Source organism: Microvirga pakistanensis, assembly GCF_004458765.1.
Classification (GTDB): Bacteria; Pseudomonadota; Alphaproteobacteria; order Rhizobiales; family Beijerinckiaceae; genus Microvirga; species Microvirga pakistanensis.
This window is the reverse complement of sequence record NZ_SPJX01000108.1, coordinates 100,190-125,561: the sequence shown is the minus strand read 5'-3', so window position 1 is coordinate 125,561 and position 25,372 is coordinate 100,190. Positions and strand designations below refer to the sequence as shown.

Sequence of the window (25,372 nt, the reverse complement as noted above, 5' to 3'; positions counted from 1 at the left end):
AAATCGGTCCGGTGAACCGCCTCTTTAGCCTTGCAGCCTGAGTGATCCATGGGACGGGATTCGTTCCCTGCGGTGGCGCTACAATACGGTGCGGTAGATGTCTACGACGTCATCGAAGCTCATATCGCGGGGATTGTTGGCCAAAAGCCTCTGAATTCCGACCGTAACCTCCTCCGCCATGCCATGGAGATCCCCTTCCGTTACACCCAATTGGCTAAGGCGGGTTTCCAAGCCCACTGAGGCGACCAAGTTCTCCAGCTCGGAAACGAAAGCTTCGGCGGCCTCGGCATCGCTCGCAAAGGTGCGTCCCGGCAGCAGGTGTGTGGCCAGTTCTGCATAGGCTTTTTGCGCGACGGGCATGTTGAAGCGAAATACAGGCCCCATCACCAGGGCGTTGCTGTGTCCATGCGGAACATGGAACCGCGCTCCCAAGGGGTAGGACAAGGCATGTACGGCAGCGACTGTTGCGTTGACGAAGGCCATGCCTGCCAGCATGGAACCTTGCAGCATGGCAGAACGAGCCTCGACGTCGGAGCCGTCGTCCACGACCCGGCGGATATTGGCCCCCAGTAGCTCCAGCCCCTTCACGGCCAAAGCATCCGAGACGACATTCTTGCGGGTGCGGCTGGTGTAAGCCTCAATAGCATGAACCATGGCGTCGAGCGCCGTTGCAGCGGAGACACGTGACGGCATCCCTAAGGTGAGCTCAGCATCCAGTAGCGCCACATCCGGCAGAAGTTGGGGCGAGTAGATAGCCTTCTTTTCGTTGGCCTCACTTGTAACAACCGAAACCCAAGTCACTTCCGAGCCTGTGCCTGCCGTCGTCGGCACCTGAATCAGTGGCAGACGACCACCACGCGCCAGATCGACTCCATACAAATCCTGCAGTTCCTGATCGGAGCGTTCCAGCAGGGCAACAAGCTTTGCTGTGTCTAGCGAACTGCCGCCGCCAAGCCCGACAACCCCATCAGCGTCGAAGGCCCGAGCGGCTTCTACGGCCGCGCGCACTACCCTTGCCGGCGGATCTGCCTGAACCTGGTCGAATGCCGTCGCGGATATGCCTGCTGCTTTCAGGATGGCAATGGCCCGCTCCGCGAAACCGCAGGCGGCAATGCCGGGGTCGCAGACGACAATGGCCCGGCTGACGCCAAGACCGGTCATCAGCTCGCCGATCCGGTTCAGCCCGCCAATCTCACAGATCAGGCGCGGCGTGCTTTGAAAAGTGAAGTTTGCCATGTCCATATCCTCCCTTTGATGCCCTTATGCCTGGGCCGCTTTATCGTGAGCCGGGGTCAACTCATGAGCATGCCATGCCAGATTCAGACACTCTTACGGGCATCGGCTTTGATGAGGTCGGCTCCCTTCTCGGCGATCATCATGACCGCAGCCGCCGTGTTGGCTGAGACCATGGACGGCATGATCGACGCATCAACGATGCGCAGGCCCTCAAAACCATAGACCCTGAGGCGCTCATCGACGACCGCGCGGGGTCCCTGCCCCATGCTGCAGGTGCCAATGGCGTGATAGATCGTTTGGCCGTTTTGCCGAGCGAAATCGAGCCATTCATCGTCGGTGTTCACATTCGGACCCGGGTTCATCTCATAGGCCCGGTATCGATCCATAGCCGGCTGCTCGATGACGCGCCGGGCAATACGCATCCCCTCGATCATGGCTTCCTGGTCGGTCCGGGTTGACAGGAAGTTCGGGCGGATCGCAGGCGGGACCAGGGGATCGGGAGACTTGATATGGATTGTTCCCCTCGACTCCGGACGCAGCTGGGTAACGCCGATGGTCATGCCGGGCTCACGATCGAGCTTGCGCTCGCCAGCATTCGCATAGCTTGCGTGCATGAAGAAGTACTGCACGTCCGGAGTTTCGAGTTCGGGCCGCGTTTTGACAAAACCATGTGCGAGGCCAGTTCCGAAAGTTAGGATGCCTTTTCGGGTCAGGAAGTACTGAGCGACCGCAGCGCCAAGACGCCACCCTCGCGTCAATTCGTTGAGCGTGACCGGTAGTTTCACCCGCCAGTTCATGCGTGTCGCGAAGTGATCGATGTAGTTGCTGCCAACTCCGGGCAAAGCGTGGAGGACGGGAATCCCAACGGAGGAGAGTGTCTGCGGATCGCCAACGCCCGACAGCTCCAAAAGATGCGGGGTCTGGATTGATCCTGCCGTAAGGATAACTTCGGCCCGCGCCCTCACCTGCCTCTCTTCGTTTCCGACCCGGTACGTCACGCCAACAGCCCGTCGCCCCTCGAAATCGATGCGGGTGACATGAGCATTAGTCTGCACTTTGAGATTTGGGCGCGACATGGCAGGGCGCAGATAAGCGTCCGCCGCACTCCAGCGCCGGCCATTGCGCTGGTTGACCTGATAATAGCCAAAGCCCTCCTGGTCGGCTCCGTTGTAGTCGGGATTGAGAGGAAAACCGGCCTGCTGTGCTGCTGCAATAAAGGCTTCGGAGATTTCCGGGCGCTCTGAGACACGCACCACATTGAGAGGCCCGCTCCCTCCCCGATAGGTGCTCTCGCCATCCTCGAAACTTTCGAGCTTCTTGAAGTATGGAAGAACGTCCTCGAAGCTCCAACCCTTGGCTCCGAGTTGAGCCCAGGTGTCGTAATCCTGAGGTTGGCCGCGCACGAAGATCATGCCGTTGATCAGCGTGGATCCGCCTAAGCCCTTGCCGCGCGGCACCACGATGGTGCGGTTGTGGACGTTTTCCTCCGGCTCCGTCTGGAAGCGCCAGTTGTACTTGGCATTCGTCAGCAGTTTGCTGAAGCCGGCTGGAATGGGAATCCAGAAACCTCTGTCCGGTCCACCTGCCTCCAGTACGAGAACCTTGCTCTCGGAGGAAGCCGTTAGACGGTTCGCCAGCACGCAGCCCGCTGTGCCTCCGCCGACAATCACATAATCGAAACTATCCATAACGTCATTCTCTCAGAGAAATGTGCCCGCAATGTTCGCGCCAGCTTGTCAGGGCAGGAGCACTTTGCCGGGATTGAGCAAGCCGTGAGGGTCCAAGGCCCGCTTGATCCTGCGGGCCATCTCCATCTCGACCGGTGAGCGGTACCGAGCCAGTTCGCCAACACGGTACTGGCCGATACCGTGCTCCGCGGAAATGCTGCCCCCATAGGCGGCCACCACATCGTGCACGATGCGATTGATGGCGTCCGCGTCGTGACGGGCCCCGACAAGCACGTTGTAATGAAGATTGCCGTCACCCAGATGGCCAAAGACGTTCACCAGCGTTCCGGGCGCTCCCGCAGCCAGCGCTTGTCCAGCCTCGACGAGAAATCTTGGAATTGCGGTCAGCGGGACGGAGACGTCATGCTTGACGCTCTTGCCCTCGCGAGCCTCGGATTCCGTGACATGCTCGCGCAGAGCCCAGAGTTGAGCGGCTTGCGCTCCTGATTCAGCGATCACTCCGTCAAGAGCGATCTCGCGCTCGAATGCGGAGCCGAGCATGGCCTCGGCAGCCTCGCGCATCCCGGCAAGGCTGGAGGCCGCTTCAATCAGCACAAACCATTCACCCTCGGCTATCGGCGGCTTCAGGGCTGCATGCTTTTCGACCAGCTGCAGGGAGGTTCGCGAGATTAGCTCGAAAGCCGAGATTTGATCGCCCAATTCATCCTGAGCCAGTTCCAGGAGCTGGAGCGCGGCATCGGGGTCGGTGACCGACAACAAGGCTGTCACGGAGTGCTTGGGCCGCGGCAGGAGCCGCAAAACCGCCGCCGTCACAACCCCGAGGGTGCCTTCGCTGCCGATGAACAGCTGCTTCCAGTCATATCCCGCGTTGTCCTTGCGCAGCTTGCGCAGACCGTTGGCAATCGTCCCATCCGGCAGAACTACCTCAAGGCCGAGCACGAGGCTTCGCGTCATGCCGTAGCGCAGCACGTTCACGCCACCGGCATTGGCAGCCACCACCCCGCCGATAGTGGCTGAGCCTTCAGCCGCGAGACTGATCGGCAGCAGCCGTCCCGCTGCCGCAGCCGCATCCTGCGCCACCTTGAGAATACAGCCGGCCTCCGCCTCGATCGTCATGCCGACCGCGTCGACATTTCTAACGGCCGCCATGCGGTTGAGCGACAGGACAACCTGAGTCCCGGAGACATCGGGAACCGCGCCTCCCGCCAAACCCGTATTGCCGCCCTGCGGCACAAGAGGAACACCTGCATCTCGACACGCCTGCACGACCTGAGCAACCTGCGCACTCGAGGATGGGCGCACGACGCAGACGGGCCGACCGGGGAAGAGCTTGCGCCAATCGACGGCATACGGCTCAATATCCGGGGCGTCGGTGATAACGCCGTTCCGTCCGAGAAGATTGGCCAGGTGCTCCAGAAGATCGGTCGTATTGTTCATCTGAACGTCTCATTAAACCGTGCGCCATCGATCGGCGTGCCCTTGCCCGCCATGGCGACGGCTAAACCGTGCGCGACCTCGTTGCTTCCTGCAAAGGCTGCACGCTCCAGAACCTTCGAGATCGTTGGAGAGGCCTCACGCCCATGAACCCGCTGCACCGGCTGATCAAGCCAGTCCAGATATCGTCGCTGGATCTCGTCAGCGAGCATCGCACCGTAGGAGGTGCCGAGAGATCCCTGCTCGACGATGACGACATTGTTGGTGCGGCAGATACTGTCCCCGATGGTTTCCCAGTCGAGGGACGCGCGATCCAGGGTGCGCAGGTCGATAACCTCGGCATCGACCCCGAGCTGCTCAACCGCTTCAATGCTTCGCGCCACCATGGCCGAATAGGTCAGCACCGTCAGTTCCCGGCCGGGCCGGACGATGCAGGCCTTGCCCAGAGGAATGATATAGTCGAGGTCATCTGCGGGAATGCTGCCCGTGGTCTGGTAGAGATCGACATGCTCGATCACCAGAATCGGATCACGGCAGCGAAGGGCTGCGTTCATGAGGCCGACATAGTCGTGCGGGGTTGAAGGAGCCACGATGCGCCAACCGGGCGAGGTCGCGAAGACCCCGGTGGGATCGAGCGAGTGCTGTGAGCCGTAGCCTGTGCCAATCGCGATCTTCGTGCGAAGCACGAGCGGTACATCCGTGTCGCCTCCGAACATGTGGCGGGCTTTTCCGATCTGGTTGAAGACCTGGTCCGCAGCCACCCACATGAAGTCCGGATACATGAATTCGATGATGGGCCGGTAACGGCCGTCCATCGCCAAGCCGCCCGCCAGTCCCGTGAAGGCCGCCTCGCTGATCGGCGTTCCAAGCACCCGCCCCGGAAAAGCATCGGCAAGGCCGCGGGTGGCGCCGTTCGTGCCTCCCTTCAATCGGTGAATATCCTCGCCCATGACCACGAGGGACGGATCGGTCTCGAAGCGCCGGTACAGGACATCGGCTATCGTATCGACGAACTTCCGCTCGCGGGTCTCGCCTTGGTAAGCGCTCGCCTCCAGGATCCTAGCAGACTGCCAATCCGGAAGCTCGCCCCTGATGCCTACGTCCACGAAGGCCGTATCGGGCCACAGCTCGGGGCGGATGCGGCGTGAGTTGCCATGCGGCTCCACAAGCCGCCCAGCCACCTCAGCCATGATAGACCTGCACCGCTCGCGCAGATCGGACACATCCGCCTCGTCGAGAAGATTGCGCCGCACCATCTCGGCACCCGTTAGGGTCAGCGGATCACGGGCGCGCCACGCGGCCTCCTCCTCCTTGCTGCGATAGCCGAAGGCGGAGCCGGGCAGCGGCCCATTCTGATGGAAGAAGCGATAAACCTCGGCTTCGATCAGCGCAGGCCCCCTGCCTTCGCGGCACAGCGCAAGAGCTTCCTGGGTGGCAAGATGGACCGCCAGGGGATCCATGCCGTCAACTCGCCATGACTGAATGCCGAAGCCGCCCCCGCGTCCGGAGAGGCGCGCCTCGCGCGTGACCTCGTCGATCTTGGTCGCCACCGCATAAAGATTGTTCTCGACGAAGAACAGCATGGGCAGCGACCAGGCTGCCGCAAGGTTCATGGTTTCCAAGGTCGACCCAATATTGATGGCTCCATCTCCGAAATAGGTAACGGCCACGTCGCCTGTGCCCGCCATCTTGTGGGCCATGGCTGCGCCCGCTGCGAGGGGCACGCCGCCCCCGACGATGGCATTGGTGCCAAGCGCTCCCGCTTCGGCCCAGCGCAAATGCATGGAACCGCCGCGTCCGTGCCCGAAGCCAGGCTCAAGGCCTAGAATCTCGGCAAGAGACTGGTGCAGAACCTGCTCGACCTGCTCAGAAAATTCCGCCTTGGGATCGAGCCGCGGCGCAACATATGCCAGGGCCTTCGCCAGAAATTGGTGATGCCCGCGATGCGAGCCGTTGATCTGATCGCTTACGCGAAGACCGACGATTGACCCAACCGCGCCCCCCTCCTGACCGACGGAGGAGTGAGCGGGACCATGCACCAACCCCTCGCCTGCAAGGTTCAGAACGGTTTCCTCGAAAGCCCGGATTAGATGCAGCTGCGTCAGTATCTCTCCGAGCAACACGGGGTCGGCGGCATCCCAGTCCGCCTGAGTTGTGCGCAGCTCGATCCAGGGAGCTGCAGCGGTAAGCCTCATCCGTTCCGGCACGACACTCTCCTAAACGTACCCGTAAGCGGTCCAGCCGCCGTCCACGCCGACGATCTGTCCGGTCATGGGGCCGGATGCGTCGGAGGCCAAGAAGGCAGCGACCTCGGCTACTTCGCTCGTCTCGATAAGACGCCCGATGGGCGTGCGCTTCTCCAGCGCCCCAATATCCAGCCGCCCCCTCGCCTGAAGATCATCGACGAATGGCGTACGGACATAGCCAGGAGCGATGGCGTTCACACGGATGCCATGATGCGCCCACTCCACCGCCAGCGCCTTGGTCATAGCAGACACGCCGCTCTTCGAAACTACATAGCCCAGCCGCTCGGGTGCAGCGACGACACCGTAGATCGACGACGTGAAAATGATGCGCCCCTGCTTGCGCGGGATCATGCGGCGACCTGCCTCCTGAGCCGTCAGGAAGGCTCCGTCGAGGTTCACGCTCATCACCCTGCGCCATCCTTCAAGGTCGAGATCGAGCGTCGGGCAATTCTGGGAGACGCCCGCGTTCGCCACTACGATATCGACGGGGCCGAAATACTTCTCCGCTGCACTAAAGGCAGCATTCACATCGGTGGCTTCTGCAACGCTGCCGGTAAAGACCGCACATTGCTCAAGCTCCTGGACAGCCTCGGCAGCCTCTGGGTTGAGATCAAACACCAAAACGCTTGCCCCGCGGGAGGCGAAGGTCCGTGTCATCTCAAGTCCGATTCCCGAGGCTCCTCCTGTGATCAGGGCGCAGCGTCCCTCAAGGCTGTTCAGGGACCGAGGCTCCGTCACGGGCGCATCCCCATGAAGTCGGCCATGAGCTCAAGCTGACAGGAGAGCATGGGCCGGCCTGGATGGGTTCGGCAACCGCGTTCCCTGGCGGCGGCCAGAAGCGCAGTCATTTCCGGCTGCATGATGATTTCGGCCACAATCTGATCGGGTGAAAGGCGGGCTGCGTCGAGCGGCAGGGGATCGTCTTCGCGGAGACCCAGGGACGTGGCGTTCACGACGATCTCGTGTCCTGATGGATCAGGAGTTCCGATCTCGACAGGAACCGACGGGTGATGCCGCTCGAGGCGCTGCTTGAGATCCTCACCCTTGCTGCGGGTTCGGTTCGCGACAGTGAGGCGCGACACGCCGGCCTCTGCGAGGGCAAACGCGATGGCATTGGCCGCTCCGCCCGCTCCTGCGAGATAGACCGTCTTTCCGCGCGGCTCGATGCTGCCCTGCCGCAGCCCTGCGACGAAGCCTGCCCCGTCGAGCATCTCGCCCACGAGGCGACCGTCCGCCTTCCGGCGCACGGTGTTAACGGCGCCGATCGCCCTTGCCTGCTCGCTGACCTCGTCGCAGAGATCGACGATGGCAGTCTTGTGCGGGACCGTGACGATGAAGCCTCCGAGATTGCGCATGGACTTGAGGCCGGCCACAAAACCGGGAAGGTCTTCCGCGCCGACGTGGGCTGGAATAAGAACCCCATCGACATTCCGCCCGCGCATGAGCGCGTTAAGAGCCTGAGGTGTCTTAACGTGGTGGATGGGGTCAGCCAGGATGGCCCAGACCTTCGTGTTTCCCGTAATCTCCGTCATCGCATCACCCGAGCGTGTAGGCGATCTTCACCGCCGTGTAGAATTCGCGCGCATAGGCACCCTGCTCGCGCGGACCATAGGAGGAGCCCTTCCGGCCGCCGAACGGGGTGTGGTAGTCGACACCCGCCGTGGGCAGGTTCACCATCACCATCCCGGAGGTGGAACGCTTCTTGAAATCGCTCGCATGCTTGAGCGACGTAGTGCAGATGCCGGACGACAGGCCGAATTCCGTGTCGTTTGCGACAGCCACCGCTTCCTCGTAATCGCGCACCCGAATGACAGTCGCGATGGGGCCGAAGATCTCCTCACGGTTCACCCGCATATCGTTGGCGGTCTCGGTCAGTAGGGCCGGAGACATGTAATAGCCCGGCGTGTCCCGGGTAAGGCTCTCGCCGCCGATGACCACGTTCGCGCCTTCCTTGCGGCCGATATCCACGTAGCCGAGATCCTGCTCCAACTGCGAGCGGCTGACGACAGGGCCGATATCGGTGCCTGCCTTCAGGGCGTCGTCCACCTTCAGCCCTGCCATCCGGTCAGCAAGGGCTGCCACGAATCGGTCGTGGATGCCTTCCTGCACGATCAGGCGGGACGAGGCCGTACAACGTTGTCCGCTGGAGAAGAAGGCTCCGTTGACGGCGCACTCGACGGCGACCTTCAAGTCTGCGTCGTCGAGCACGATAAGAGGATTCTTCCCGCCCATTTCAAGCTGGATCTTGGCCCCGCGCGCCACCAGATCGCCCGCGAGACGACGTCCGACCGGCACCGAGCCTGTGAAGCTCACGGCACGCACCAGCGGGGACTTCACAATGGCATTGCCGACTTGCGAGCCTGGCCCCATCACCAGATTGAACACACCGGCAGGCACGCCTGCCCGCGAGATGATTTCCGAGAGCGCCCATGCCGAACCCGGAACGAGATCCGCAGGCTTGAAGACCACGCAGTTGCCGAAGGCGAGCGCCGGAGCAATCTTCCAGGCGGGAATGGCGATCGGGAAGTTCCAGGGAGTGATGAGGCCAACCACACCCTCGGGCTCGCGGACGATCTCCACATCCACCCCAGCCCGAACCGATGCCATGCGGTCGCCAGTCAGCCGCAGGGCTTCGCCAGCGAAGAACTTGAACACACGGCCTGCTCGCACGACCTCGCCGATGCCTTCCGGCAGAGTTTTGCCCTCTTCCCGCGAGAGCAGATACCCAAGTTCGTCCTTGCGGGCGAGAAGCTCGGTGCCGACGCGGTCGAGAATGTCGGAGCGCACCTCCGGACTCGCCGCCGCCCAGGCCGGGAATGCGGTTTGGGCGGCGGCGATGGCCGCCTCGGTCTGTGCGGCGTCCGCAGAAGCATATTCGCCGACAACATCATCCAGATTGGATGGATTGATGTTGCGGTTTGCAGTGACGCCTTCGATCCACTCCCCGCCAATGTAGTTCCGGTGCAGCATGTCCGATCTATCCATCAAATTCCGAGATAGGCAGTCTTAATGTGCGGATCGGCCAAGAGACCGGCTCCGGTGTTTTCCATGGCGATGCGGCCATTTTCGATGACATAGGCTCGACCGGCGATCTTGAGCGCATGGAAGGCCTTCTGCTCCACGAGGAGCACGGTCGTTCCCATCTGACAGATGCGGTCAACCACATCGAACATCTGCTGAACGATGAGAGGCGCAAGCCCCAGGGAGGGCTCGTCCAGCATCAGGAGCCTGGGAGAGGCCATGAGACCGCGCGCAATGGCCACCATCTGTTGCTCGCCGCCAGACAGTGAGCCGGCGAGCTGATCGAGACGTTCCCTGACCCTTGGAAAAATATCGAGAACTTCGTCAAACCGGCGGGCCGCGCCTTCGCGGACATTGGGATGGTAGCAACCCATCATAACATTGTCGCGCACAGTCATAACCGGGAAGAGCTGGCGTGCCTCCGGAACCATGATGAGACCACGCCCGACGATGTCGGAAGGATCACGCCTGTCAATCCGCTCCCCATCGAACGTGATCTCGCCGCTGGAGGGCTTCACAAGACCCGAAATCGTGCGCAGCAGCGTCGTCTTGCCTGCACCGTTCGAGCCGATGATGGTGACGACCTCTCCCCGCCCAACCTCAATCGAGAGGTCCTGCAGGATAACGGTGCGGCCGTAGCCCGCAGTAACGTTAGAGACCTTGAGCATCGACGAAATCCTCTCCCAAGTAGGCCTCGATCACCCGCCGGCTCTTGACGACCTCTTGCGGGTTTCCTTCAGCGATCACCCGCCCGGAGTCGATCACCACGATCCTGTCCGAAAGGCTCATGATCGCCTGCATGTTGTGTTCGATTGCGATGATGGTGACGCCCGTGTCGCGAATTGCCCGGATGAGATTGACCATCCGCTGGGTATCGGACTGGCTCTGCCCCGCCATCACTTCGTCAAGGAGAAGGATCGAGGGCTCAGTGGCAAGGGTCCGTGCTACCTCCAAGCGCTTGAGACCACCGATGGGAAGGTTGCGGGCCTCCACATCCTTGATGTCCTCGAGATCGACCAGCCGAGCGGCGCGCAAGGCAGCAGCGCGGGCGTCTTCGACCTTCGGATGGCGCATAAAAGCACCGATCATGATGTTCTCGAGCACGGTGAGCTTACCGAAGGGCTGCACGATCTGGAACGTGCGTCCGACACCAAGCCGCGCAAACTCGTCGGCAGAACTCGGGCTTGTCATAGCGCCATCGGGCCCTACGAGACCGACAGTGCCAGATGTCGGCGTAAGGAAACCCGAAATCTGGCTGAACAGGGTTGTCTTACCAGCTCCGTTGGGGCCGATGATGCCCAGGATCTCGCCACGGTTCAGCGTGATCGACACGTTGTCGGTTGCGGTCAAGCCACCAAACTTCATCACCAAGTTCTTCGCTTCGAGGATCGGTTTGCCAACTTCGCCGACAATCGCGCGCTGTGCCGGAGCCTGACCCGTATCATGAAGGCGTCCACCGCCGGGAAGACGGTCGATCCACTTCGTGAAGCGAGGACCGAAGGTTCCCACAAGCCCACCCGGCAACGTCAACGTGATGATGACCAGGACGGTGCCGTAGACAAACCCATGCAGGCCGTTAGCGGAGGCGCCCAACCAGCCTCGCGCCAACTCCGCAAGAGGCACGACAAGTACAGTGCCGAGCAACGGTCCCATCACTGTTCCCAATCCGCCGATCAGGGCGAACATGGCGATCTCAATGGAGGTTGCGAGCGAGAACATCGTCGCGGGCTCAAGGAAGGTCATGTACATAGCGTGGAAGGAGCCGACGAGCGACGTCAATGCCGCCGAGATCACGACCGCCTTGAGCTTCACCCCGGTGTTGTTGACGCCAGCCGCCAAGGCAGCATCCTCGCGCTCGCGCACTGCCGTCAGGTAGTAGCCGAGCCGCGAGTTGCGGATGCCCCAGGAGACTAGCAGCGTCAGCAAGAGCAATCCGAAGGCGATATACAGGTAGTTGAACTTATTCTCGAAGATCATCCATGCCCAGCCGAGGTTGAGCGGAACGATGAGACCCGCAGCTCCGCCGGTCACGCCGGTGAAGTGGATGGACAGAAGGCGTACGACCTCGAGAAACGCGATCGTCGCAAGCGAGAAGAATGGACCGCGCAATCGGAAGCACGGGTAGCCGATGGCGACGCTGAGGATCACGGAGAGCGCGACACCACCCCACATGCCGATCCAAGGGCTCAGGCTGAAGTGCTGGATCAGGAGAGCGGTCGTATATCCTCCTACCCCGTAGAATACCATGTGCCCCAGTGAGAGCTGGCCTGCATATCCTCCGACGATGTTCCATGCCGTAGACAAGGCGGCAAAGATGCAGATTGTCACAAAGACGTGCATGACGAAGGGCGAGTCAATAACCCCCGGCACGATGAGGATCAGTGAAAGTGCAATCAGGGAACAGTAGACCCGAGGGTTGGTCAGGCGTGCCAGGAAGCCGGCATGGCGCTGGTTCGGCACCGCAGGCACGATGGTTTTTGCGGTCATGAAATCACTCCGTACCGCGGCCGAACCCGAAGAGGCCCGTCGGCTTGAAGATAAGGATGAGAATGAAGATCGCGAAATAGACCACCTCTTTGAGGTCAGGGGCAATGTAGTAGCCAGAGAGGGAATCCACGATTCCGATGATCATCGCGCCCACGAATGCACCATAGATGCTGCGCATACCGCCCAGCACCACGACGACGAAGGCGGTCAAAACGAAGTAGGTACCGATAGTGGGTGTAACGGGATAGAGCGGGATCACGAGCGCGCTCGCCAAGCCTACGCAGGCTGCGCCCAGACCGAAAGTGATCACATAGACCCGGTCGACCTTGACACCCATGAGAAGAGCTGCATTGCGGTTCTGTGCGGTTGCCCGGATTGCGCGTCCGAGGGCCGTCGTTTGCATGAAGAAGTGCAGACCGCCAACGAGAGCGATCGCGCATGCAAGCATGACAAGCTGCCCAACAAGCATGGTGTAGCCACCTGCTGAGACAGCCTGACGCGCGCTCGGCACAGTCAGGGAGTAGAGGTCTGCCCCGAAAACCAGCAGAGCCAGATTGATCAGCGCCGTCGACAAGCCAACTGTGGCGAAAATCTGGATGTGTTCATCCGCCCCGAGAAGGGGCTGAATGATGAAGCGCTGCACCATAGCGCCCAGCACAAAGAGCAGCACGATGACGGGAACGGCTGAAACATATGGGTTCAGGCCCAGATGAGCTCCCAACAGGTAAGTGGCGTACATGCCGACCATCAGGAACTCGCCATGGGCGAAATTGACGACTCTCACGATCCCGAAGATCAGGGTAAGGCCGACGCTGATGATGGCATACATGCTGCCGAGCAGAATGCCATTGAGTAGTAACTGTACAAGAACGTCCATCCAGGCACTCCGGGACGCAAGCAGGAAAATGGGACATGAGACAGACAATCTCCGGAGGTGCCGCCCCCGGAGATTGACGATATTGACAGGATCAGTTCGTACCGACCCCGGCCTTCATCTTGGTCACGGCGGCTTCAGGCGGGAACACGGTCACGAGTTCGCCGCCCTGCCACTGCATGAGAAACGGGCTGACACGGGTATTCTGGCCTTTTTCGTCGAACTTCACACCCCAGCCGGTCGGCGTCTTTCCTTCCGGAATATCGACCTTCAAGAGGGTCTCGCGGATCGACTCGGCCTTCAGGTCCTTGGAAGAGGCCATGGCGTCGAGGAAGACGTTGGCGCCCATGTAGTTGGTGAGGCTGTGACCAGAACGCGGAGGGATGCCATACTTCGCCTGGTACTTCTTCACGAACTCGTCAATGCCTGGAGCAGCCTGCGGGTTGGTGCGGTACTGGGGGAAATCGACGTTGAGAGCACCCTCGATGTTTTCGTTGCCGACGGCCTGAGCCGTATCACGAGTCGAGTAGCCGCCGCCGGCGCCGATGACAGCCTTCGGCTTGAAGCCCTGGTCCTTCATCTGACGGAAGAACAGAACCGTATCGTTCTGATAGGAGGTCTGCAGAACCACATCGACGCCTGCCGACTTCAGGCGCAAGATCACCGGCGTCAGATCGACCGACTTTGCAGAGTAAGGCAGCGTCTCGACGACGTTCAGACCCTTCTCCTTGGCACGCGCCACCTGGAAACTGGAGACCGTCTGACCATAGAGGGAATCCTCATGGATGATCCCGATCTTTAGGCTCTTCGGATCGACGTTGAGGGCAGGAGCCACGGCCTCAGCCACTGAATCGACCATGCGATTGGCGAAGTTCTTCGAGGTCGGGTTTGTGCGGAAGACGTATTTCAGGCCGCGCTCTGTGATGGGATCAGAGATCGCGCCCAACTCGAAATATGGAATGCCGGCAAGTTGAGCAACCTGCGTTGCGGCAAGGGCAAGCGAGGATGAATACGTTCCGAAGATCACCGAAACCCTGTCTACAGACGTGAGGCGACGCGCCTCGCCGACAGCTTGGTTGGGGTCGACGGCGTCGCCCTTAATTAGATCGATCTTCTTCCCATTCAGGCCGCCCGCAGCGTTGCGCTCCTCAACGGCGATTTCCAAGCCGCGGAAGCTCTCGTCTCCGAGAAGGGCGAGGCCTCCAGAGAACGGATAAAGCGCGCCAATCCTGACAGCTTCCTGAGCGAACGCTTGAGACGCGCCCAGCACCAAACCGGCAGCAAGCGCCGCCTTAATTACTACCTTCATCGTTTCCTCCGTGAGGCCTCCGGGTCCAGCGACCTCTTTCCGAGCAGCGCCATACGACGCATCCGTCCGGCATGTTCAGCCGACGCGCGAATAGTGCAGATAACCAAGTTGCCTGACAAGTAGGAAATTGCTAATCCTTAGGTCGTGTAGCAAGAAGCGGGTTCAACCGGTCACAACACACTCACTAGAACATGAGGAAACGCTTAGAGATGCCTCTTCCCGATACAATGCGACAGGTCCGCTTCGACGGCGCAGGTGGGCCGGAAGTCATAAAACTTGAAACCGCGGCTGTACCGCAGCCTGGCTCTGGACAGGTTCTGATTGAGGTTGTGGCCGCTGGGGTGAACCGTCCGGATTGCCTTCAGCGCGCGGGCGGGTATCCCCCTCCCCCTGGCGCAACCGCGATCCCTGGCCTTGAGGTTTCCGGCCGCATCGTGGCTCTCGGAGATGGCGTGAGTGAACTCAGTGTAGGCGACGAGGTCTGCGCCCTGGTGGCGAGCGGCGGCTATGCCGAGTACTGCGTGGCCGATTCGGCCCTCTGCCTTCCCGTTCCTGGGCCTTTATCGTTGTTGGAGGCAGGTGGTCTCCCCGAGAACTATTTCACTGTCTACGATAATATCTTCACACGAGGGGGCCTCGTCGCGGGAGAAACGCTCCTGGTGCATGGGGGCTCGAGCGGCATCGGTTCCACGGCGATCCAACTCGCCAAGCACGCCGGGGCAATTGTTTACGCCACAGCCGGCTCACCTGAAAAATGCGACTTCTGCCGATCGCTCGGCGCCGATGCGGCAATTGATTACCGCTCGCAAAGCTTCGACGAGGAAGTGAAGCGCCTTACTGAGGGCAAAGGCGTGGACGTCATTCTGGACATGGTCGGCGGTCCGTACATCGCGCGCAACATCTCGCTTCTCGCCATGGAAGGGCGTCTTGTTCAGATCGCTTTCCTTCAATCAAGCAAGGTCGACATTGACCTAATGCCCGTCATGCTTCGCCGCCTGTCGATTACGGGATCGACTCTCCGCCCACGTTCGGTCGCTCTCAAGGCCAAGATTGCCGATGCCCTGCGTCAGAACGTATGGCCACTCCTCGAAAAGGGAGCTGTCAGGCCTGTCGTGCATGCTACCTTCCCGCTTGAGCAAGCCCGCGAGGCCCATGAATTGATGGAATCGAGCGCACACTCGGGCAAGATCATGTTGGAGATCCGTCGATGAGTTCCCATTCCGGTCGCGTCGCATTGATCACAGGCGCCGGGCGCGGGATCGGGCGCGCCATTGCGGATGCCCATGCGGCTGCAGGAGCCCGCGTCGCATATCTCGATTACGACCTCGCCCTCGCGGAGGAAGCTGCCTCCGCCGCCCGCAAGCGGGGCTATGAGGCGATTGCCCTTTCTGCCGACGTTGCAGACGACACGGCCGTCACTGAAGCGTGCCGTCACGTTGCCCACACTCTGGGAACGATCGACATTCTTGTTAATAACGCTGGCATTTCTCCGAAGACCGGAGCCGATGGAAAGCGTTCGCTCGCCTGGGAGATGAGCCCCGACGAATGGCGCCGCGTTCTCGATGTCAATCTGACTGGCGCGTTCAACGGCATGCGCGCGGTTGTGCCCGGAATGCGTGATATTGGGAGAGGCCGGATCGTCAGCCTCTCGTCGGTGGCAGGCAAGACCTATTGCGATATCGTCGGCGTTCATTACGCAGCGTCGAAGGCAGCCATCATCGGCTTCACCAAGCATCTCGCAGGAGAGCTTGGCCCTTACGGAATCACGGTCAACGCCGTGGCTCCTGGGCGGATCGACACTCCCCTAGTCCGGGGAACTGCGCCTGAAGCGAATGAGGCTGCGCGTCTCGCTACGCCGCTGCGCCGCCTCGGCAGCCCCGAGGACGTAGCGAACACCTGCCTATTCCTCACATCGGACAGCGCTGCTTTCGTAACAGGACAGGTCTGTGACGTGGCCGGCGGCTGGCTGATGACCTGACAATGGCCCATCCCATGTTCAACTTTGCTGGCAAGACCTTGCTCCTGACAGGCGCCAACGGTAGCATCAGCCGTGCGATCGCAAAGCTCTTCTTCGATCTCGGCGCATCCTGCGCTCTCACGGACATTGATGAAGCTGCTTTGCAGGCCTTTGCACGTGAACTCGACCCCCAGGCTGAGCGCACACTGGTCCTCAGCCAGGATGCTGCCAGTTCGGCAGATGCGGATCGCGCCCTTGCGGCCGCCAAGGGGAGATTCGAAACCATAGACTTCGTTGTCACGAGTGCAGGCCTGTACCGGGATCAGATGGTCCATGACATGACGGACCAGCAGTGGCAGCAATCGCTCGACATCAATCTCTCAGGCGTGTTCTACACCTGTCGGGCTGCCATTCCCTATCTGAGCGATGGGGCCTCTATCGTGAACATCGCCTCCATGGCAGGTCACAAGGGCAGCTACATGCATTCGCATTATGCCGCTGCCAAGGGAGGCGTGTTGACATTCTCGCGGTCGCTAGCCTTGGAGCTTGCACCACGCGTGCGGGTCAACGCAGTTTCCCCAGGGCTCATCGATGGCCCGATGGTGCAGCCCCTTCTGCGACTGCGTGGACCGCAACTGATTGAGCAAACTCCTCTCAAACGCCTCGGTCAACCTGCGGAGGTTGCGCGCCTTGTCGCCTTCCTCTGTTCGGATTGGGCGAGCTTCATCACCGGAGAGTCCGTACACGTCAATGGCGGACTTTACATAGGAAGCTAGGTCGATGAGCAGAGTAGCCAAACCCACGGACCGTCGCTCAGCCTCCGCAATGCGGGATATCATTGGGCGCGGCCCCTCACTTGCCGACACTCTGGCCCTGCGCCTGAAAGAAGAAATTGTTTCAGGTCATCTGCTCCCCGGTGAGAAGCTTGCAACTGAGCAGCAGATTTCCGAAACCTATGGGGTGAGCCGTCCAACCGTGCGGGAAGCAATAGGGCGGCTGAAGCATGACGGTCTTGTCGTTACGCGCCAAGGCGCAGGCGCATTCGTCGCGGATCCGGGCGCCGTCTCGGTCTTCCGCCTCGACGTCGCCGACTTTTCGAACAAAGAGGAGATCAGGAACATCGTCGAGCTTCTCATGGCTGTTGAAGCAACTGCCACTGAGCACGCCGCCACACGACGTTCCAATAAAGACTTGAAGAAGATCCAAGCCCACCTTAACGCCATGCAAGCTGCGGTCGACCGCGGGGAGCCCGGTGTTGAGGAAGACCTTGCCTTTCACAGGGCTATCGTCGAGGCCATGGGCAATCCCTTCTTTCGGGACTTATCAGACTTCCTCGACCGACGCGTACGCAATTTCATCCGTGCTGCCCGCGCCAACACAGCTCGCATGGGCGGCATGACCCATTCCGTCCAGGCAGAGCACCAGGCCATCTTCGATGCCATCGTCCGGAAGGATGCGGCCGCCGCGCGCGCAGCAGCGGAAACACATCTTCGGAACGCGGCCGCCAGGCTTGCCCTCTACCTTGAACGGTAAGGGGCTGAACGGCGAGCCGGGTGAGCGCATGCCAAGCTTCAGCTCTGAGTTGGAACTCAGCCAACTGGCGCAACCCTAAGACTCATCACCTACTGTGAGCCCATACCGTCTGTGCGTGTCGATGAAGTCACCACGGAGCCTCTACCCGGCATCCAGCAGCCCCAATGAAGTAGGGTTCCTGAGATGGGGATGTCATGGAGACTTTCGGTCAGCTGCTAATAGCCTAGGAGGTGGAGAATGTCTCGGCCTCTCAGCTACAAGCGCCATCGATTCCTAAGTCTAATCATCGCTTACGGGGCATCGTGAATTTGAATACTTGAAACAGGTCCACTCTTCAGGGGGTGCGTTGCAAACCACCTGGTAACTCAGTTCGGCATAGGTCTCCCGCATCTCTGGAGGTGCATGATGTTCAAAGGCCGCCATTTCGAGCGCTCAGTGATCCTGCTGTGCGTCCCATGGTATCTCGCTCACAGCCTGAGCCTGCGGGATCTCGAGGAAATGATGATTGAGCGAGGCATCTCCGGAATCGTCGGGCGATCAAGCGGCGGATCCGGCCGATGCGCGGGTTCAAGACTTCGAACAGCGCTCGTGCGATCCTGGGCGGGATTGAACTGGTTCACATGATGCGCAAAGGACTGGCGAAGGATGCCTACAATCTGCAGCTGTCACTCGCAGGGCAATTCGATCTGATCGCCGCATGAGCTGTCCACAAGCACCGGATCCCCTCTCGTCTCTAATCCAGATTTGCGACAGAATCTTTCGGCCAGCTCGGCCGCGGGATCCACTGCCTCGTCGATCTCATGCCGTCCGGCCGCTTCCTCATGGAGGACTTCTAATATGCCGGTGGCCTGCCGGTGGTGCTGCGAACCCTGGACAAGCGCGGGCTGCTGCACAAGGATGCGCCCACCGCCAACGGCAAGTCGGTCTGGGAAAACGTCAAGCAAGGGTCTCATCGAGTTCGCCCGCCGCGTCGATCCGGTCGTGCTGCGCTGGAGCCGCTAAGACTGAAACGCTCCACCAAAGCGACAAATAGGGCGCAGCAAGAAATCCTCGCTGCGCCCTATTTGTCTTCTGGTCATCAGAGAGCCCGCCGCCGTTTGCGCGACCAGCACTCGGGACAAGAAGCTAGTCAGCGGCCATCAGAGTCCGGAGCAGAAGCATTATCATCCTTTCCCAAGGCCCAAGATTGCCGGTTTTATGGGGACCAGCGTCTATAACCGACAGTCTTGGGCCTTATTGGGAACGTCTCTTCTGGGTCAGGAACCGAGATCCTCTTTGCTTTGGGAACGTCCGCTTCGATGAGGATTGCTGCCTTCGAGCTTAGATCTCAGATGTGCCACGAGCGGACGTTTTTACTCCGCAGACTTCAAGATCTCGGTCCTCCGGTGTTGCAGCGCGTCGCTCGTCAGCTCTGACCGCCGAATCGGAGATACTACGGGTTCCGAAACACCGGCTCGGCGCAGCCCTTCGACAATCTTGTCGAGAAGGGCGGGCTCGAACTGGTATTTCCGATGAAACTCGATGGCATGCGCCATGGTGAAGCCGGGCACAAGCTCGTTGAGCTTGGCAACCGCGCGCGCGGCGTTCTCCCGATCACCGCGCATGCCGTAGGTATAGGCCCGGTGCATGTAGTTCACCTACCAGCCGGTGAACGAGGTGTTGAAGACGGTGAGCGCCTTGTCATACTCGCCCACACGATAGTGATTGATCGCCGTGGCAAAGTCCCAACAGCGGGTTGCGGTTGCGGGATGGAGCTTGCGCGCCTTCTGGATCAGGGCGAGGCCCTCATCCCAGCGTCCAGGATAGGCGATCCAGCTTCCGAGCCTGCACAGGTAATCGGGATCATTGGGATTGAGGCGGAGGGCTTGCTGGGCTTCGGCATAGACGTTTTCCAGATCGGCCGACATGAGGTAGACCTTGGCGATGCTAAGGCGCGCGCGCGGGTTGTCCGGTGACAAGCTCACCGCTCGCCGTGCCGCCTCCGATGCGCGCTCCAGAGGATCATAGGCTTCGTTCGGGTACGGCTCCGCGTACCCATACCATTGTTCGATATAGATCTGCGCCAGCAAGGCCCAGGCCTCCGCATAATCCGGCTCCCGTTGTGTGGCCCCGCGCAAGCAGGTGCGCGCCAATTCATAACCCTGGTCGCTGTTGAAGAACGCATGCGCCGCGACGACGCATTGCTAGGATGAGAGCTCCTTCGGTGGCTTGCCCAGCGACGCTTTCCACTGCTCCTGGATGATTGCTCCGCCATGGGTCGTGCCAATGGCACTGACGATCCTGGCAGCGACGTCGTCCTGGACCGCGATGACAGCCTCTGCCGTCAGTGGTCGGTCATAGCTGTCGGACCAGATCTGGCGGGCGCCCTTGGCGTTCACCAGCTCCACCGTAATCCTCACCGCATCCGGTGACAGCCGCACCGTTCCCTCGAGCACGTAAGTAAGGCCGAGGTCGCCCGCCAGGTCACGGGCATCCACAGGCTTGTCCTTGTAGCGAGACATCGTCTTGCGCGCGATCACGTGGAGATTGCGAAAGCGGGTCAGCTTGGAGGTAATCTCATCGGTCATGCCGTCGGCGAAGGAGGCCGCTGTGGGATCGGCGCTCGATACGCGCAGCCGCATCCATAGCAGCCTCCGCGGGGCATTGGGTTTGACTATAGCAGGTCCCAAGCCCCTCCGCACCGGGGACAAGGGCGAGAGGACGCGCGGAGATGGCGCGCTATAGGCGGATCCACCGCATGCCTATGGTCGGATGGCCGCCTCGGGTCAACCTTAGCCACTGAGCTAAGGGTTATGTAGGTCTGCTCACTGCCGAATTCCTGAAGTTCTCTCGACTTCAGTTCCGTGTCGACAATGGATATGGCGTCACAATCAAAGCAAAGCGAGCGCTGCCGGTCATGGATGTGAAAAACGGCAATATCCGAATTCCTATGATCGACCAGAGCGCAGAAATGGAGGAGAAGTACGTTTCTCCTCCATCATCCGGGAACTGGCAGCGCAGCGAATGGCTCGTCTTGTGATCACAAGGCAGTCACATCCTCCTCCCGGAGCAATACAGCCGTATCGTCAAGAGTGGCCTTAAAGCGCTGCACCATATCGCGGACTTGGTCTGCTGTGATGATCAGAGGCGGGCAGAATGCGATAACATCGCCGATGGCCCGGATGATCAATCCGTTTTCATGAGCACGCGAGAATACCTGGGCTCCAACTTTTCCGACAGGGTCGAACTTCGCCTTTGTTTCCTTGTCGGCGACCAACTCCACGGCTGCGATCAGCCCGACACCGCGAACTTCGCCCACCAGCGGGTGATCCGCCAGAGTGCGGAGCTCCGCCTGCATCACCTCTCCAACACGCCGCGCATTCTCGACGAGGTTCTTCTCCTCGATGATGTCGAGGTTTTCGAGCGCCACCGCCGCCGGCACCGGATGGCCGGACGTGGTGAAGCCATGGCCGAACGTGCCGATTCTGGCGGAGTTGTCAGCGATGCCGTCGTAAAGCTCCTGGCTGATCATCACCGCCGCAAGGGGCTGGTAGGACGAAGTGATCTGCTTTGAGAGCACCAGAATGTCCGGATCGATTCCGTAGTAGTCGCAGGCGAACATCGTCCCCAGGCGGCCGAAGCCATTGATTACCTCGTCAGCGACGATCAAGACGTCATACCGCCGGCAAACCTCCTGGATTTTCTCCCAGTAAGTCGCAGGCGGCGGCAGGACCCCGCCGGCCCCCATCAGCGGCTCGCCGATGAACGCCGCCACCGTATCAGGCCCCTCCTCCAGGATTGCCGCCTCGAGTTCCGCTGCGAGACGGCTGGCGAAGGCCTCCTCGCTCTCATCCGGCTCCGCATACCGATAGTAGTGCGGGCATGTGACATGCCGCACCGGCACGAACGGAAGGTCGAAATCGCGCTGGTTCGCCGGCAGCCCCGTCAGACTGCCTGAGGCAAGTGTAATTCCATGATAGGCATTGGTGCGGGCGATGAATTTTTTCTTCTGCCGCAGCCCTCGTGCGTTGTTGTAGTACCACACCATCTTGATGACGCTGTCATTCGCTTCGGAGCCCGAGTTCGTAAAGAAGGCACGTTTGAGACGGTCTGGCGTCATCTTCACCAGCCTCTCGGCCAGCAGAACGGAAGGCTCATTCGTCTTGTGGGAGAAGGTGTGGTAATAGGGCAGCTTCGCCATCTGACGGCTGGCAGCCTCGACAAGACGCCTTTCTCCAAAGCCGACCGCCACGCTCCACAGTCCAGCCAGTGCCTCGATATACCGGTTGCCTTGGTCGTCGTAGACGTAAACTCCTTCACCGCGATCGATCACGATCGGCCCGATCTCCTCGTGCTTGCGGGCATTGGTGACGGGATGGAGCACGTACTCCATATCGCGGGCGGAGATCGAGTTCGGATATCCACGCATGATCTTCTCTATCCTTCTAATGTTCTGAGATCGTGTTGGTCTGAGAGGGTTTGGACTGGCTTTCCTGTCATGCAAGAGGTGTCGCGGCATTCGGGAAGTAGCTCATGGGGCGGCCCGGAGGGCAATCCGCTCCTGGCGCCACCGCAGCAGAGCGGCCAGCCCTCCGAGACAAAGCGTTCCTATGATGAGCAGCAAGGCCGCCGCGACGACGGTCGGACTGATGTTCTCCCGAATGCTCGAAAACATCTGCCGGGCCAGGGTTCTCTGATTGGGGCCAGCCACGAAGAGGGTGATGACGACTTCGTCAAGCGAGGTCGCAAACGCAAAGACGGCACCGGAGATAATGCCTGGGAGCGCCAGCGGAAGCGTCACCCGGCGAAAGACCTTGACGGGCGAGGCGCCGAGGCTGCTGGCCGCCTTCTCGACCGAGGGGTCGATCCCCTGAAGCGATGCGGAGACGCTCACGATCACGAAGGGAACGCACAGAACCGCATGGGCGATGATGACGCCCGGATAGGTGCTGGCAACACCAAGATTCACGAAGAGCATCTGCATGCCCACGCCCAGCACCACAGCGGGCACAACCATGGGAAGGAGGAACATCGTTCTCAGCAGGTTCGCGAAAGGCAGAGCCTTCGTCCGCAGGCCCAATGCAGCCAACGTTCCCAGGACCGTCGAGAGGAGCGTCGCTCCCAGGCCGATGATGAGGCTGTTCATGATCGACAAGCGCCACGCATCCGCTGTCGTCAGCTCCACGAACCACCGGAGGGAATATTCCTCGATGGGATATGTGAGAAAGACACTGGACGTGAAGGCCAGTGGCAGGATCGCGACGATTGGCATGAGCAGAAACGTGACAACCAGGAGGCCGAAAAAGGTTTGAGCTGTCCGGAACATTGGCTCATGCCCCCAGCAATTGGGGAGACTTCGAGAGCCGCCCATAGATGAAGTAGAGGATCATCGTCACCAGGAGCAGGATCACCCCCAGCGCTCCGGCGAGTCCCCAATTGGCCGTCCCCAGGGCGTAGAACGCAATGACGGAACTAATCATTTGGTCGTTGGCCCCGCCCACGAGGGCCGGCGTGATGTAGTAACCGATGGCCACCATGTAGACCAGGAGCGAGCCCGACATCAGGCCGGGTAGGCTGAGTGGAAGCAGCACGCGCCAGAAGGCCCGCAAAGGCCCTGCCCCCATTGATGCCGCCGCCTGCATCAGGTTGCGCGGAACGGACAGGAGGACGCTGTAGATCGGCAGCACCATGAACGGCAGCAGCACATGCGTCATGGCGATCACGACGCCGACCCGGTTGAAGATCAGCGGCAATGGTCCGTCGGTGATTCCCAAGACCTGCAAGGCTCCATTGATCAGCCCTTCGTTCTGCAGGAGGACGAACCAGGCTGTGGTACGCACCAGCAACGATGTCCATAACGGGACGAGGACTGCCAGCAGGAGCACCGTGCGCTTCCAGCCGGTAACAGCGGCAGCCAGCATTGCATACGGCAATCCGATCGTCGCGCATGCCAGAGTCACGATCGCAGCCACCAGGAACGTGCGGAACATGATCAGGCGGTTGGCCGATGCACCGGGATCCTCGCTGACGATGGCCCCGCCCGCATCTCGCTTCATGTCGACGGCGGCAAGGAGATTGCGGTCCGTATAAGGAGGGACCGCCTCCCTGAGCGCCAGCCAGAAGCGGGGCTCCTTCCAGCGTCGATCGAGATCCCCCAGATCGATTGCTCCTGAGTTCGTCTCATCCCGGACGGCGTTCGTCGTGCGGGTCAGAAGGGTTCGAAAGCCCGATACGGCGCTGTTGAGCCGCCGGACCGTCTCCCCCAATGCCTGCTGGTCCTCGGCTTGTCGGAGGTCCTCAATCAACGCCTTGTGGACCTGCGCGGGAGGGAGCCCTTGCCCGTCCCAGGAGACGATGGCCGCAGCCGTACGCGGCAGGACCCGGCTGACCGTGTTGTCGACGACAGAAGCCCTCACCATCGTCCAGAGAGGCCAGAGGAAAAACACCGCAAGGAAAGCCAGAAGCGGCACGATCAGCAGCAATGCGCCCATTCGCTCGCGTGCGGATGCTCTGCTCATGAGGTAAGCACCGTACAATCCCGAGGGTCGAACGACACGACCACCTGGGTTCCAACGGTCCAATCGCCCGCAAGACGCTCACATCGTGCCGTGAAGGTGAAGTTTCCCCTCGCCAACTGCACCCGCATGTGATCGCCATGGTAAATACAATCGGTAATCGTCATGCCGAGCGAATTGTCACCGGCGGGCTCTGCTCCGAGCCGCATCCGCTCCGGGCGCAATGAAAACAGGGCCTTCTGCCCCGCCTGCAGTTCAGGTCCGCTTCGCACCTTGGCGGCGAGGTCTGCGCCCAGGGCGATGGTTGCGTGCCCGTTCTGGACGTTCACGACATCGGCTTCGATCAGATTGGTCTCGCCGATGAATTGCGCGACGAAACGCGTGCGGGGTGTATCGTAAATCGCATGGGGGCTGTCGATTTGCTCGATCTTGCCCGCGTTGAATACGGCGATCCGGTCGGACATGGTCAGGGCCTCGGACTGATCGTGGGTCACGAACACGATTGTCAGGCCAAGTCGCTTATGGAGTTCACGGATTTCCAGCTGCATATGCTCCCGCAGTTGCTTGTCGAGCGCACCAAGGGGCTCGTCCATCAGGATCACCCTAGGCTCGAACACGAGGGCCCTCGTCAGCGCGACACGCTGTTGCTGCCCGCCCGATAGCTGAGAGGGCCGGCGGTTCTTCAGAGAGCCCAGACGAACCATGTCGAGGGCACGCGCGACCTTCCGTGCGATCTCATGCCGGGGCAGTCTCTTCATCTCCAGGGGAAAAGCGACGTTCTCGGCCACAGTCATGTGAGGGAAAAGGGCATAGTTCTGAAACACCACGCCCATCTCGCGGCGGTGGGGCGGCAGCTGGTCAATACGCATGCCGTCGAGCGTGATCGTTCCCCGGGTCGGCCGCTCGAAACCTGCGAGCATCATCAGGATCGTCGTCTTGCCCGAGCCGGAGGGACCCAGAAGGCTGAGGAACTCGCCTTTGTGAATGGTCAGATCGAGTGAGTCGATCACGGTCATCGAGCCGAAGCTCTTCGAAACGGACTCGAACTGAATGAACGGCTGCATATCTCTCTGCTCTCTCCGGCTCCGGCTGT

General features: G+C 60.8%; 21 protein-coding genes and 4 pseudogenes. 7 read left to right on the top strand and 18 right to left on the bottom strand.

Annotated features, from left to right (window positions below; all coding sequences use genetic code 11):
• Positions 1 to 78 precede the first annotated feature (78 nt).
• The 11 genes from E4K09_RS03665 to E4K09_RS03615 form a co-directional block, all read right to left on the bottom strand.
• On the bottom strand, positions 79 to 1,236 hold the full coding sequence (locus E4K09_RS03665) for an iron-containing alcohol dehydrogenase (RefSeq protein WP_134495263.1): 1,158 nt from the start codon (positions 1,234 to 1,236) through the stop codon (positions 79 to 81).
• A gap of 83 nt (positions 1,237 to 1,319) precedes the next feature.
• Positions 1,320 to 2,924, bottom strand: a complete 1,605-nt coding sequence (locus tag E4K09_RS03660) for a GMC family oxidoreductase (RefSeq protein ID WP_134495262.1) — start codon at positions 2,922 to 2,924, stop codon at positions 1,320 to 1,322.
• 48 nt (positions 2,925 to 2,972) lie between these two features.
• Positions 2,973 to 4,361: an FAD-binding oxidoreductase gene (locus tag E4K09_RS03655; RefSeq protein WP_134495261.1), complete on the bottom strand. Its 1,389-nt coding sequence runs from the start codon at positions 4,359 to 4,361 to the stop codon at positions 2,973 to 2,975.
• A complete protein-coding gene (locus E4K09_RS03650; protein ID WP_425293809.1) occupies positions 4,358 to 6,565 on the bottom strand; it encodes an alpha-ketoacid dehydrogenase subunit alpha/beta in 2,208 nt (735 codons plus the stop codon). The genes E4K09_RS03655 and E4K09_RS03650 overlap by 4 nt, the downstream gene beginning before the upstream one ends.
• A 9-nt stretch (positions 6,566 to 6,574) precedes the next feature.
• Positions 6,575 to 7,342: an SDR family NAD(P)-dependent oxidoreductase gene (locus E4K09_RS03645; RefSeq protein ID WP_244610344.1), complete on the bottom strand. Its 768-nt coding sequence runs from the start codon at positions 7,340 to 7,342 to the stop codon at positions 6,575 to 6,577.
• Positions 7,339 to 8,136 carry a shikimate dehydrogenase family protein gene (locus E4K09_RS03640; RefSeq protein WP_134495260.1) on the bottom strand — a complete coding sequence of 266 codons (798 nt, stop codon included), beginning with the start codon at positions 8,134 to 8,136 and terminating at the stop codon, positions 7,339 to 7,341. The genes E4K09_RS03645 and E4K09_RS03640 overlap by 4 nt, the downstream gene beginning before the upstream one ends.
• A gap of 4 nt (positions 8,137 to 8,140) precedes the next feature.
• On the bottom strand, positions 8,141 to 9,574 hold the full coding sequence (locus tag E4K09_RS03635; RefSeq protein ID WP_134495259.1) for an aldehyde dehydrogenase family protein: 1,434 nt from the start codon (positions 9,572 to 9,574) through the stop codon (positions 8,141 to 8,143).
• A 14-nt stretch (positions 9,575 to 9,588) separates the two neighbouring features.
• Positions 9,589 to 10,293 carry an ABC transporter ATP-binding protein gene (locus E4K09_RS03630; protein WP_134495258.1) on the bottom strand — a complete coding sequence of 235 codons (705 nt, stop codon included), beginning with the start codon at positions 10,291 to 10,293 and terminating at the stop codon, positions 9,589 to 9,591.
• Positions 10,277 to 12,112 (bottom strand): branched-chain amino acid ABC transporter ATP-binding protein/permease, encoded by a 1,836-nt coding sequence (locus E4K09_RS03625; protein ID WP_134495257.1) that lies wholly within the window; start codon positions 12,110 to 12,112, stop codon positions 10,277 to 10,279. Before E4K09_RS03625 ends, E4K09_RS03630 begins: the two co-directional genes overlap by 17 nt.
• Before the next feature lie 4 nt (positions 12,113 to 12,116).
• Positions 12,117 to 12,989: a branched-chain amino acid ABC transporter permease gene (locus E4K09_RS03620; RefSeq protein ID WP_134495256.1), complete on the bottom strand. Its 873-nt coding sequence runs from the start codon at positions 12,987 to 12,989 to the stop codon at positions 12,117 to 12,119.
• Positions 12,990 to 13,080: 91 nt separating this feature from the next.
• Positions 13,081 to 14,295, bottom strand: coding sequence for an ABC transporter substrate-binding protein (locus tag E4K09_RS03615; protein WP_134495255.1), 1,215 nt, complete (start codon positions 14,293 to 14,295; stop codon positions 13,081 to 13,083).
• A 209-nt stretch (positions 14,296 to 14,504) separates the two neighbouring features.
• On the opposite strand from E4K09_RS03615, the gene E4K09_RS03610 reads away from it, so the two are divergent.
• The 7 genes and pseudogenes from E4K09_RS03610 to E4K09_RS30955 form a co-directional block, all read left to right on the top strand.
• Complete coding sequence (locus E4K09_RS03610) at positions 14,505 to 15,506, top strand: NAD(P)H-quinone oxidoreductase (RefSeq protein ID WP_134495254.1); 1,002 nt, start codon at positions 14,505 to 14,507, stop codon at positions 15,504 to 15,506.
• Positions 15,503 to 16,273 carry an SDR family oxidoreductase gene (locus tag E4K09_RS03605; protein WP_134495253.1) on the top strand — a complete coding sequence of 257 codons (771 nt, stop codon included), beginning with the start codon at positions 15,503 to 15,505 and terminating at the stop codon, positions 16,271 to 16,273. Before E4K09_RS03610 ends, E4K09_RS03605 begins: the two co-directional genes overlap by 4 nt.
• Positions 16,274 to 16,275: 2 nt before the next feature.
• Complete coding sequence (locus tag E4K09_RS03600; protein WP_204985682.1) at positions 16,276 to 17,028, top strand: SDR family NAD(P)-dependent oxidoreductase; 753 nt, start codon at positions 16,276 to 16,278, stop codon at positions 17,026 to 17,028.
• Positions 17,029 to 17,032: 4 nt separating this feature from the next.
• Positions 17,033 to 17,785 carry a FadR/GntR family transcriptional regulator gene (locus E4K09_RS03595; protein WP_244610343.1) on the top strand — a complete coding sequence of 251 codons (753 nt, stop codon included), beginning with the start codon at positions 17,033 to 17,035 and terminating at the stop codon, positions 17,783 to 17,785.
• A 405-nt stretch (positions 17,786 to 18,190) separates the two neighbouring features.
• Positions 18,191 to 18,307 (top strand): annotated as a pseudogene (locus E4K09_RS30090) (IS6 family transposase); the annotation flags it as partial.
• Positions 18,298 to 18,486, top strand: a pseudogene (locus E4K09_RS30085) (IS6 family transposase); the annotation flags it as partial. The pseudogenes E4K09_RS30090 and E4K09_RS30085, both read left to right, overlap by 10 nt.
• Before the next feature lie 90 nt (positions 18,487 to 18,576).
• Positions 18,577 to 18,726 (top strand): annotated as a pseudogene (locus E4K09_RS30955) (dihydroxy-acid dehydratase domain-containing protein); the annotation flags it as partial.
• A gap of 411 nt (positions 18,727 to 19,137) precedes the next feature.
• Here E4K09_RS30955 and E4K09_RS03580 read toward each other — a convergent pair.
• From E4K09_RS03580 to E4K09_RS03550, 7 genes and pseudogenes are all read right to left on the bottom strand, one after another.
• Positions 19,138 to 19,413 (bottom strand): hypothetical protein, encoded by a 276-nt coding sequence (locus tag E4K09_RS03580; RefSeq protein WP_134495251.1) that lies wholly within the window; start codon positions 19,411 to 19,413, stop codon positions 19,138 to 19,140.
• Positions 19,414 to 19,422: 9 nt separating this feature from the next.
• A pseudogene (locus E4K09_RS03575) lies at positions 19,423 to 19,932 on the bottom strand (tetratricopeptide repeat protein); the annotation flags it as partial.
• A 36-nt stretch (positions 19,933 to 19,968) separates the two neighbouring features.
• Positions 19,969 to 20,406 (bottom strand): hypothetical protein, encoded by a 438-nt coding sequence (locus E4K09_RS03570; RefSeq protein ID WP_134495249.1) that lies wholly within the window; start codon positions 20,404 to 20,406, stop codon positions 19,969 to 19,971.
• Between the two features lie 398 nt (positions 20,407 to 20,804).
• Positions 20,805 to 22,193, bottom strand: a complete 1,389-nt coding sequence (locus E4K09_RS03565) for an aspartate aminotransferase family protein (protein WP_134495248.1) — start codon at positions 22,191 to 22,193, stop codon at positions 20,805 to 20,807.
• Positions 22,194 to 22,295: 102 nt separating this feature from the next.
• On the bottom strand, positions 22,296 to 23,090 hold the full coding sequence (locus E4K09_RS03560) for an ABC transporter permease (RefSeq protein WP_134495247.1): 795 nt from the start codon (positions 23,088 to 23,090) through the stop codon (positions 22,296 to 22,298).
• A gap of 4 nt (positions 23,091 to 23,094) precedes the next feature.
• On the bottom strand, positions 23,095 to 24,282 hold the full coding sequence (locus tag E4K09_RS03555) for an ABC transporter permease (RefSeq protein WP_134495246.1): 1,188 nt from the start codon (positions 24,280 to 24,282) through the stop codon (positions 23,095 to 23,097).
• Entirely contained in the window at positions 24,279 to 25,343 is a 1,065-nt protein-coding gene (locus E4K09_RS03550; protein WP_134495245.1) for an ABC transporter ATP-binding protein, read from the bottom strand. The genes E4K09_RS03555 and E4K09_RS03550 overlap by 4 nt, the downstream gene beginning before the upstream one ends.
• Between the last annotated feature and the right edge of the window lie 29 nt (positions 25,344 to 25,372).

What these genes read in the sequence shown, in the direction of transcription:
- E4K09_RS03570 (WP_134495249.1), bottom strand. Translation starts at nt 20,406, where the DNA reads ATGCGGCTGCGCGTATCGAGCGCCGATCCCACAGCGGCCTCCTTCGCC.
- E4K09_RS03625 (WP_134495257.1), bottom strand. Translation starts at nt 12,112, where the DNA reads ATGACCGCAAAAACCATCGTGCCTGCGGTGCCGAACCAGCGCCATGCC.
- E4K09_RS03615 (WP_134495255.1), bottom strand. Translation starts at nt 14,295, where the DNA reads ATGAAGGTAGTAATTAAGGCGGCGCTTGCTGCCGGTTTGGTGCTGGGC.
- E4K09_RS03635 (WP_134495259.1), bottom strand. Translation starts at nt 9,574, where the DNA reads ATGCTGCACCGGAACTACATTGGCGGGGAGTGGATCGAAGGCGTCACT.
- E4K09_RS03555 (WP_134495246.1), bottom strand. Translation starts at nt 24,282, where the DNA reads ATGAGCAGAGCATCCGCACGCGAGCGAATGGGCGCATTGCTGCTGATC.
- E4K09_RS03600 (WP_204985682.1), top strand. Translation starts at nt 16,276, where the DNA reads ATGGCCCATCCCATGTTCAACTTTGCTGGCAAGACCTTGCTCCTGACA.
- E4K09_RS03610 (WP_134495254.1), top strand. Translation starts at nt 14,505, where the DNA reads ATGCCTCTTCCCGATACAATGCGACAGGTCCGCTTCGACGGCGCAGGT.
- E4K09_RS03655 (WP_134495261.1), bottom strand. Translation starts at nt 4,361, where the DNA reads ATGAACAATACGACCGATCTTCTGGAGCACCTGGCCAATCTTCTCGGA.
- E4K09_RS03660 (WP_134495262.1), bottom strand. Translation starts at nt 2,924, where the DNA reads ATGGATAGTTTCGATTATGTGATTGTCGGCGGAGGCACAGCGGGCTGC.
- E4K09_RS03565 (WP_134495248.1), bottom strand. Translation starts at nt 22,193, where the DNA reads ATGCGTGGATATCCGAACTCGATCTCCGCCCGCGATATGGAGTACGTG.
- E4K09_RS03630 (WP_134495258.1), bottom strand. Translation starts at nt 10,293, where the DNA reads ATGCTCAAGGTCTCTAACGTTACTGCGGGCTACGGCCGCACCGTTATC.
- E4K09_RS03605 (WP_134495253.1), top strand. Translation starts at nt 15,503, where the DNA reads ATGAGTTCCCATTCCGGTCGCGTCGCATTGATCACAGGCGCCGGGCGC.
- E4K09_RS03550 (WP_134495245.1), bottom strand. Translation starts at nt 25,343, where the DNA reads ATGCAGCCGTTCATTCAGTTCGAGTCCGTTTCGAAGAGCTTCGGCTCG.
- E4K09_RS03580 (WP_134495251.1), bottom strand. Translation starts at nt 19,413, where the DNA reads ATGCACCGGGCCTATACCTACGGCATGCGCGGTGATCGGGAGAACGCC.
- E4K09_RS03640 (WP_134495260.1), bottom strand. Translation starts at nt 8,136, where the DNA reads ATGACGGAGATTACGGGAAACACGAAGGTCTGGGCCATCCTGGCTGAC.
- E4K09_RS03620 (WP_134495256.1), bottom strand. Translation starts at nt 12,989, where the DNA reads ATGGACGTTCTTGTACAGTTACTACTCAATGGCATTCTGCTCGGCAGC.
- E4K09_RS03595 (WP_244610343.1), top strand. Translation starts at nt 17,033, where the DNA reads ATGAGCAGAGTAGCCAAACCCACGGACCGTCGCTCAGCCTCCGCAATG.
- E4K09_RS03665 (WP_134495263.1), bottom strand. Translation starts at nt 1,236, where the DNA reads ATGGCAAACTTCACTTTTCAAAGCACGCCGCGCCTGATCTGTGAGATT.
- E4K09_RS03560 (WP_134495247.1), bottom strand. Translation starts at nt 23,090, where the DNA reads ATGTTCCGGACAGCTCAAACCTTTTTCGGCCTCCTGGTTGTCACGTTT.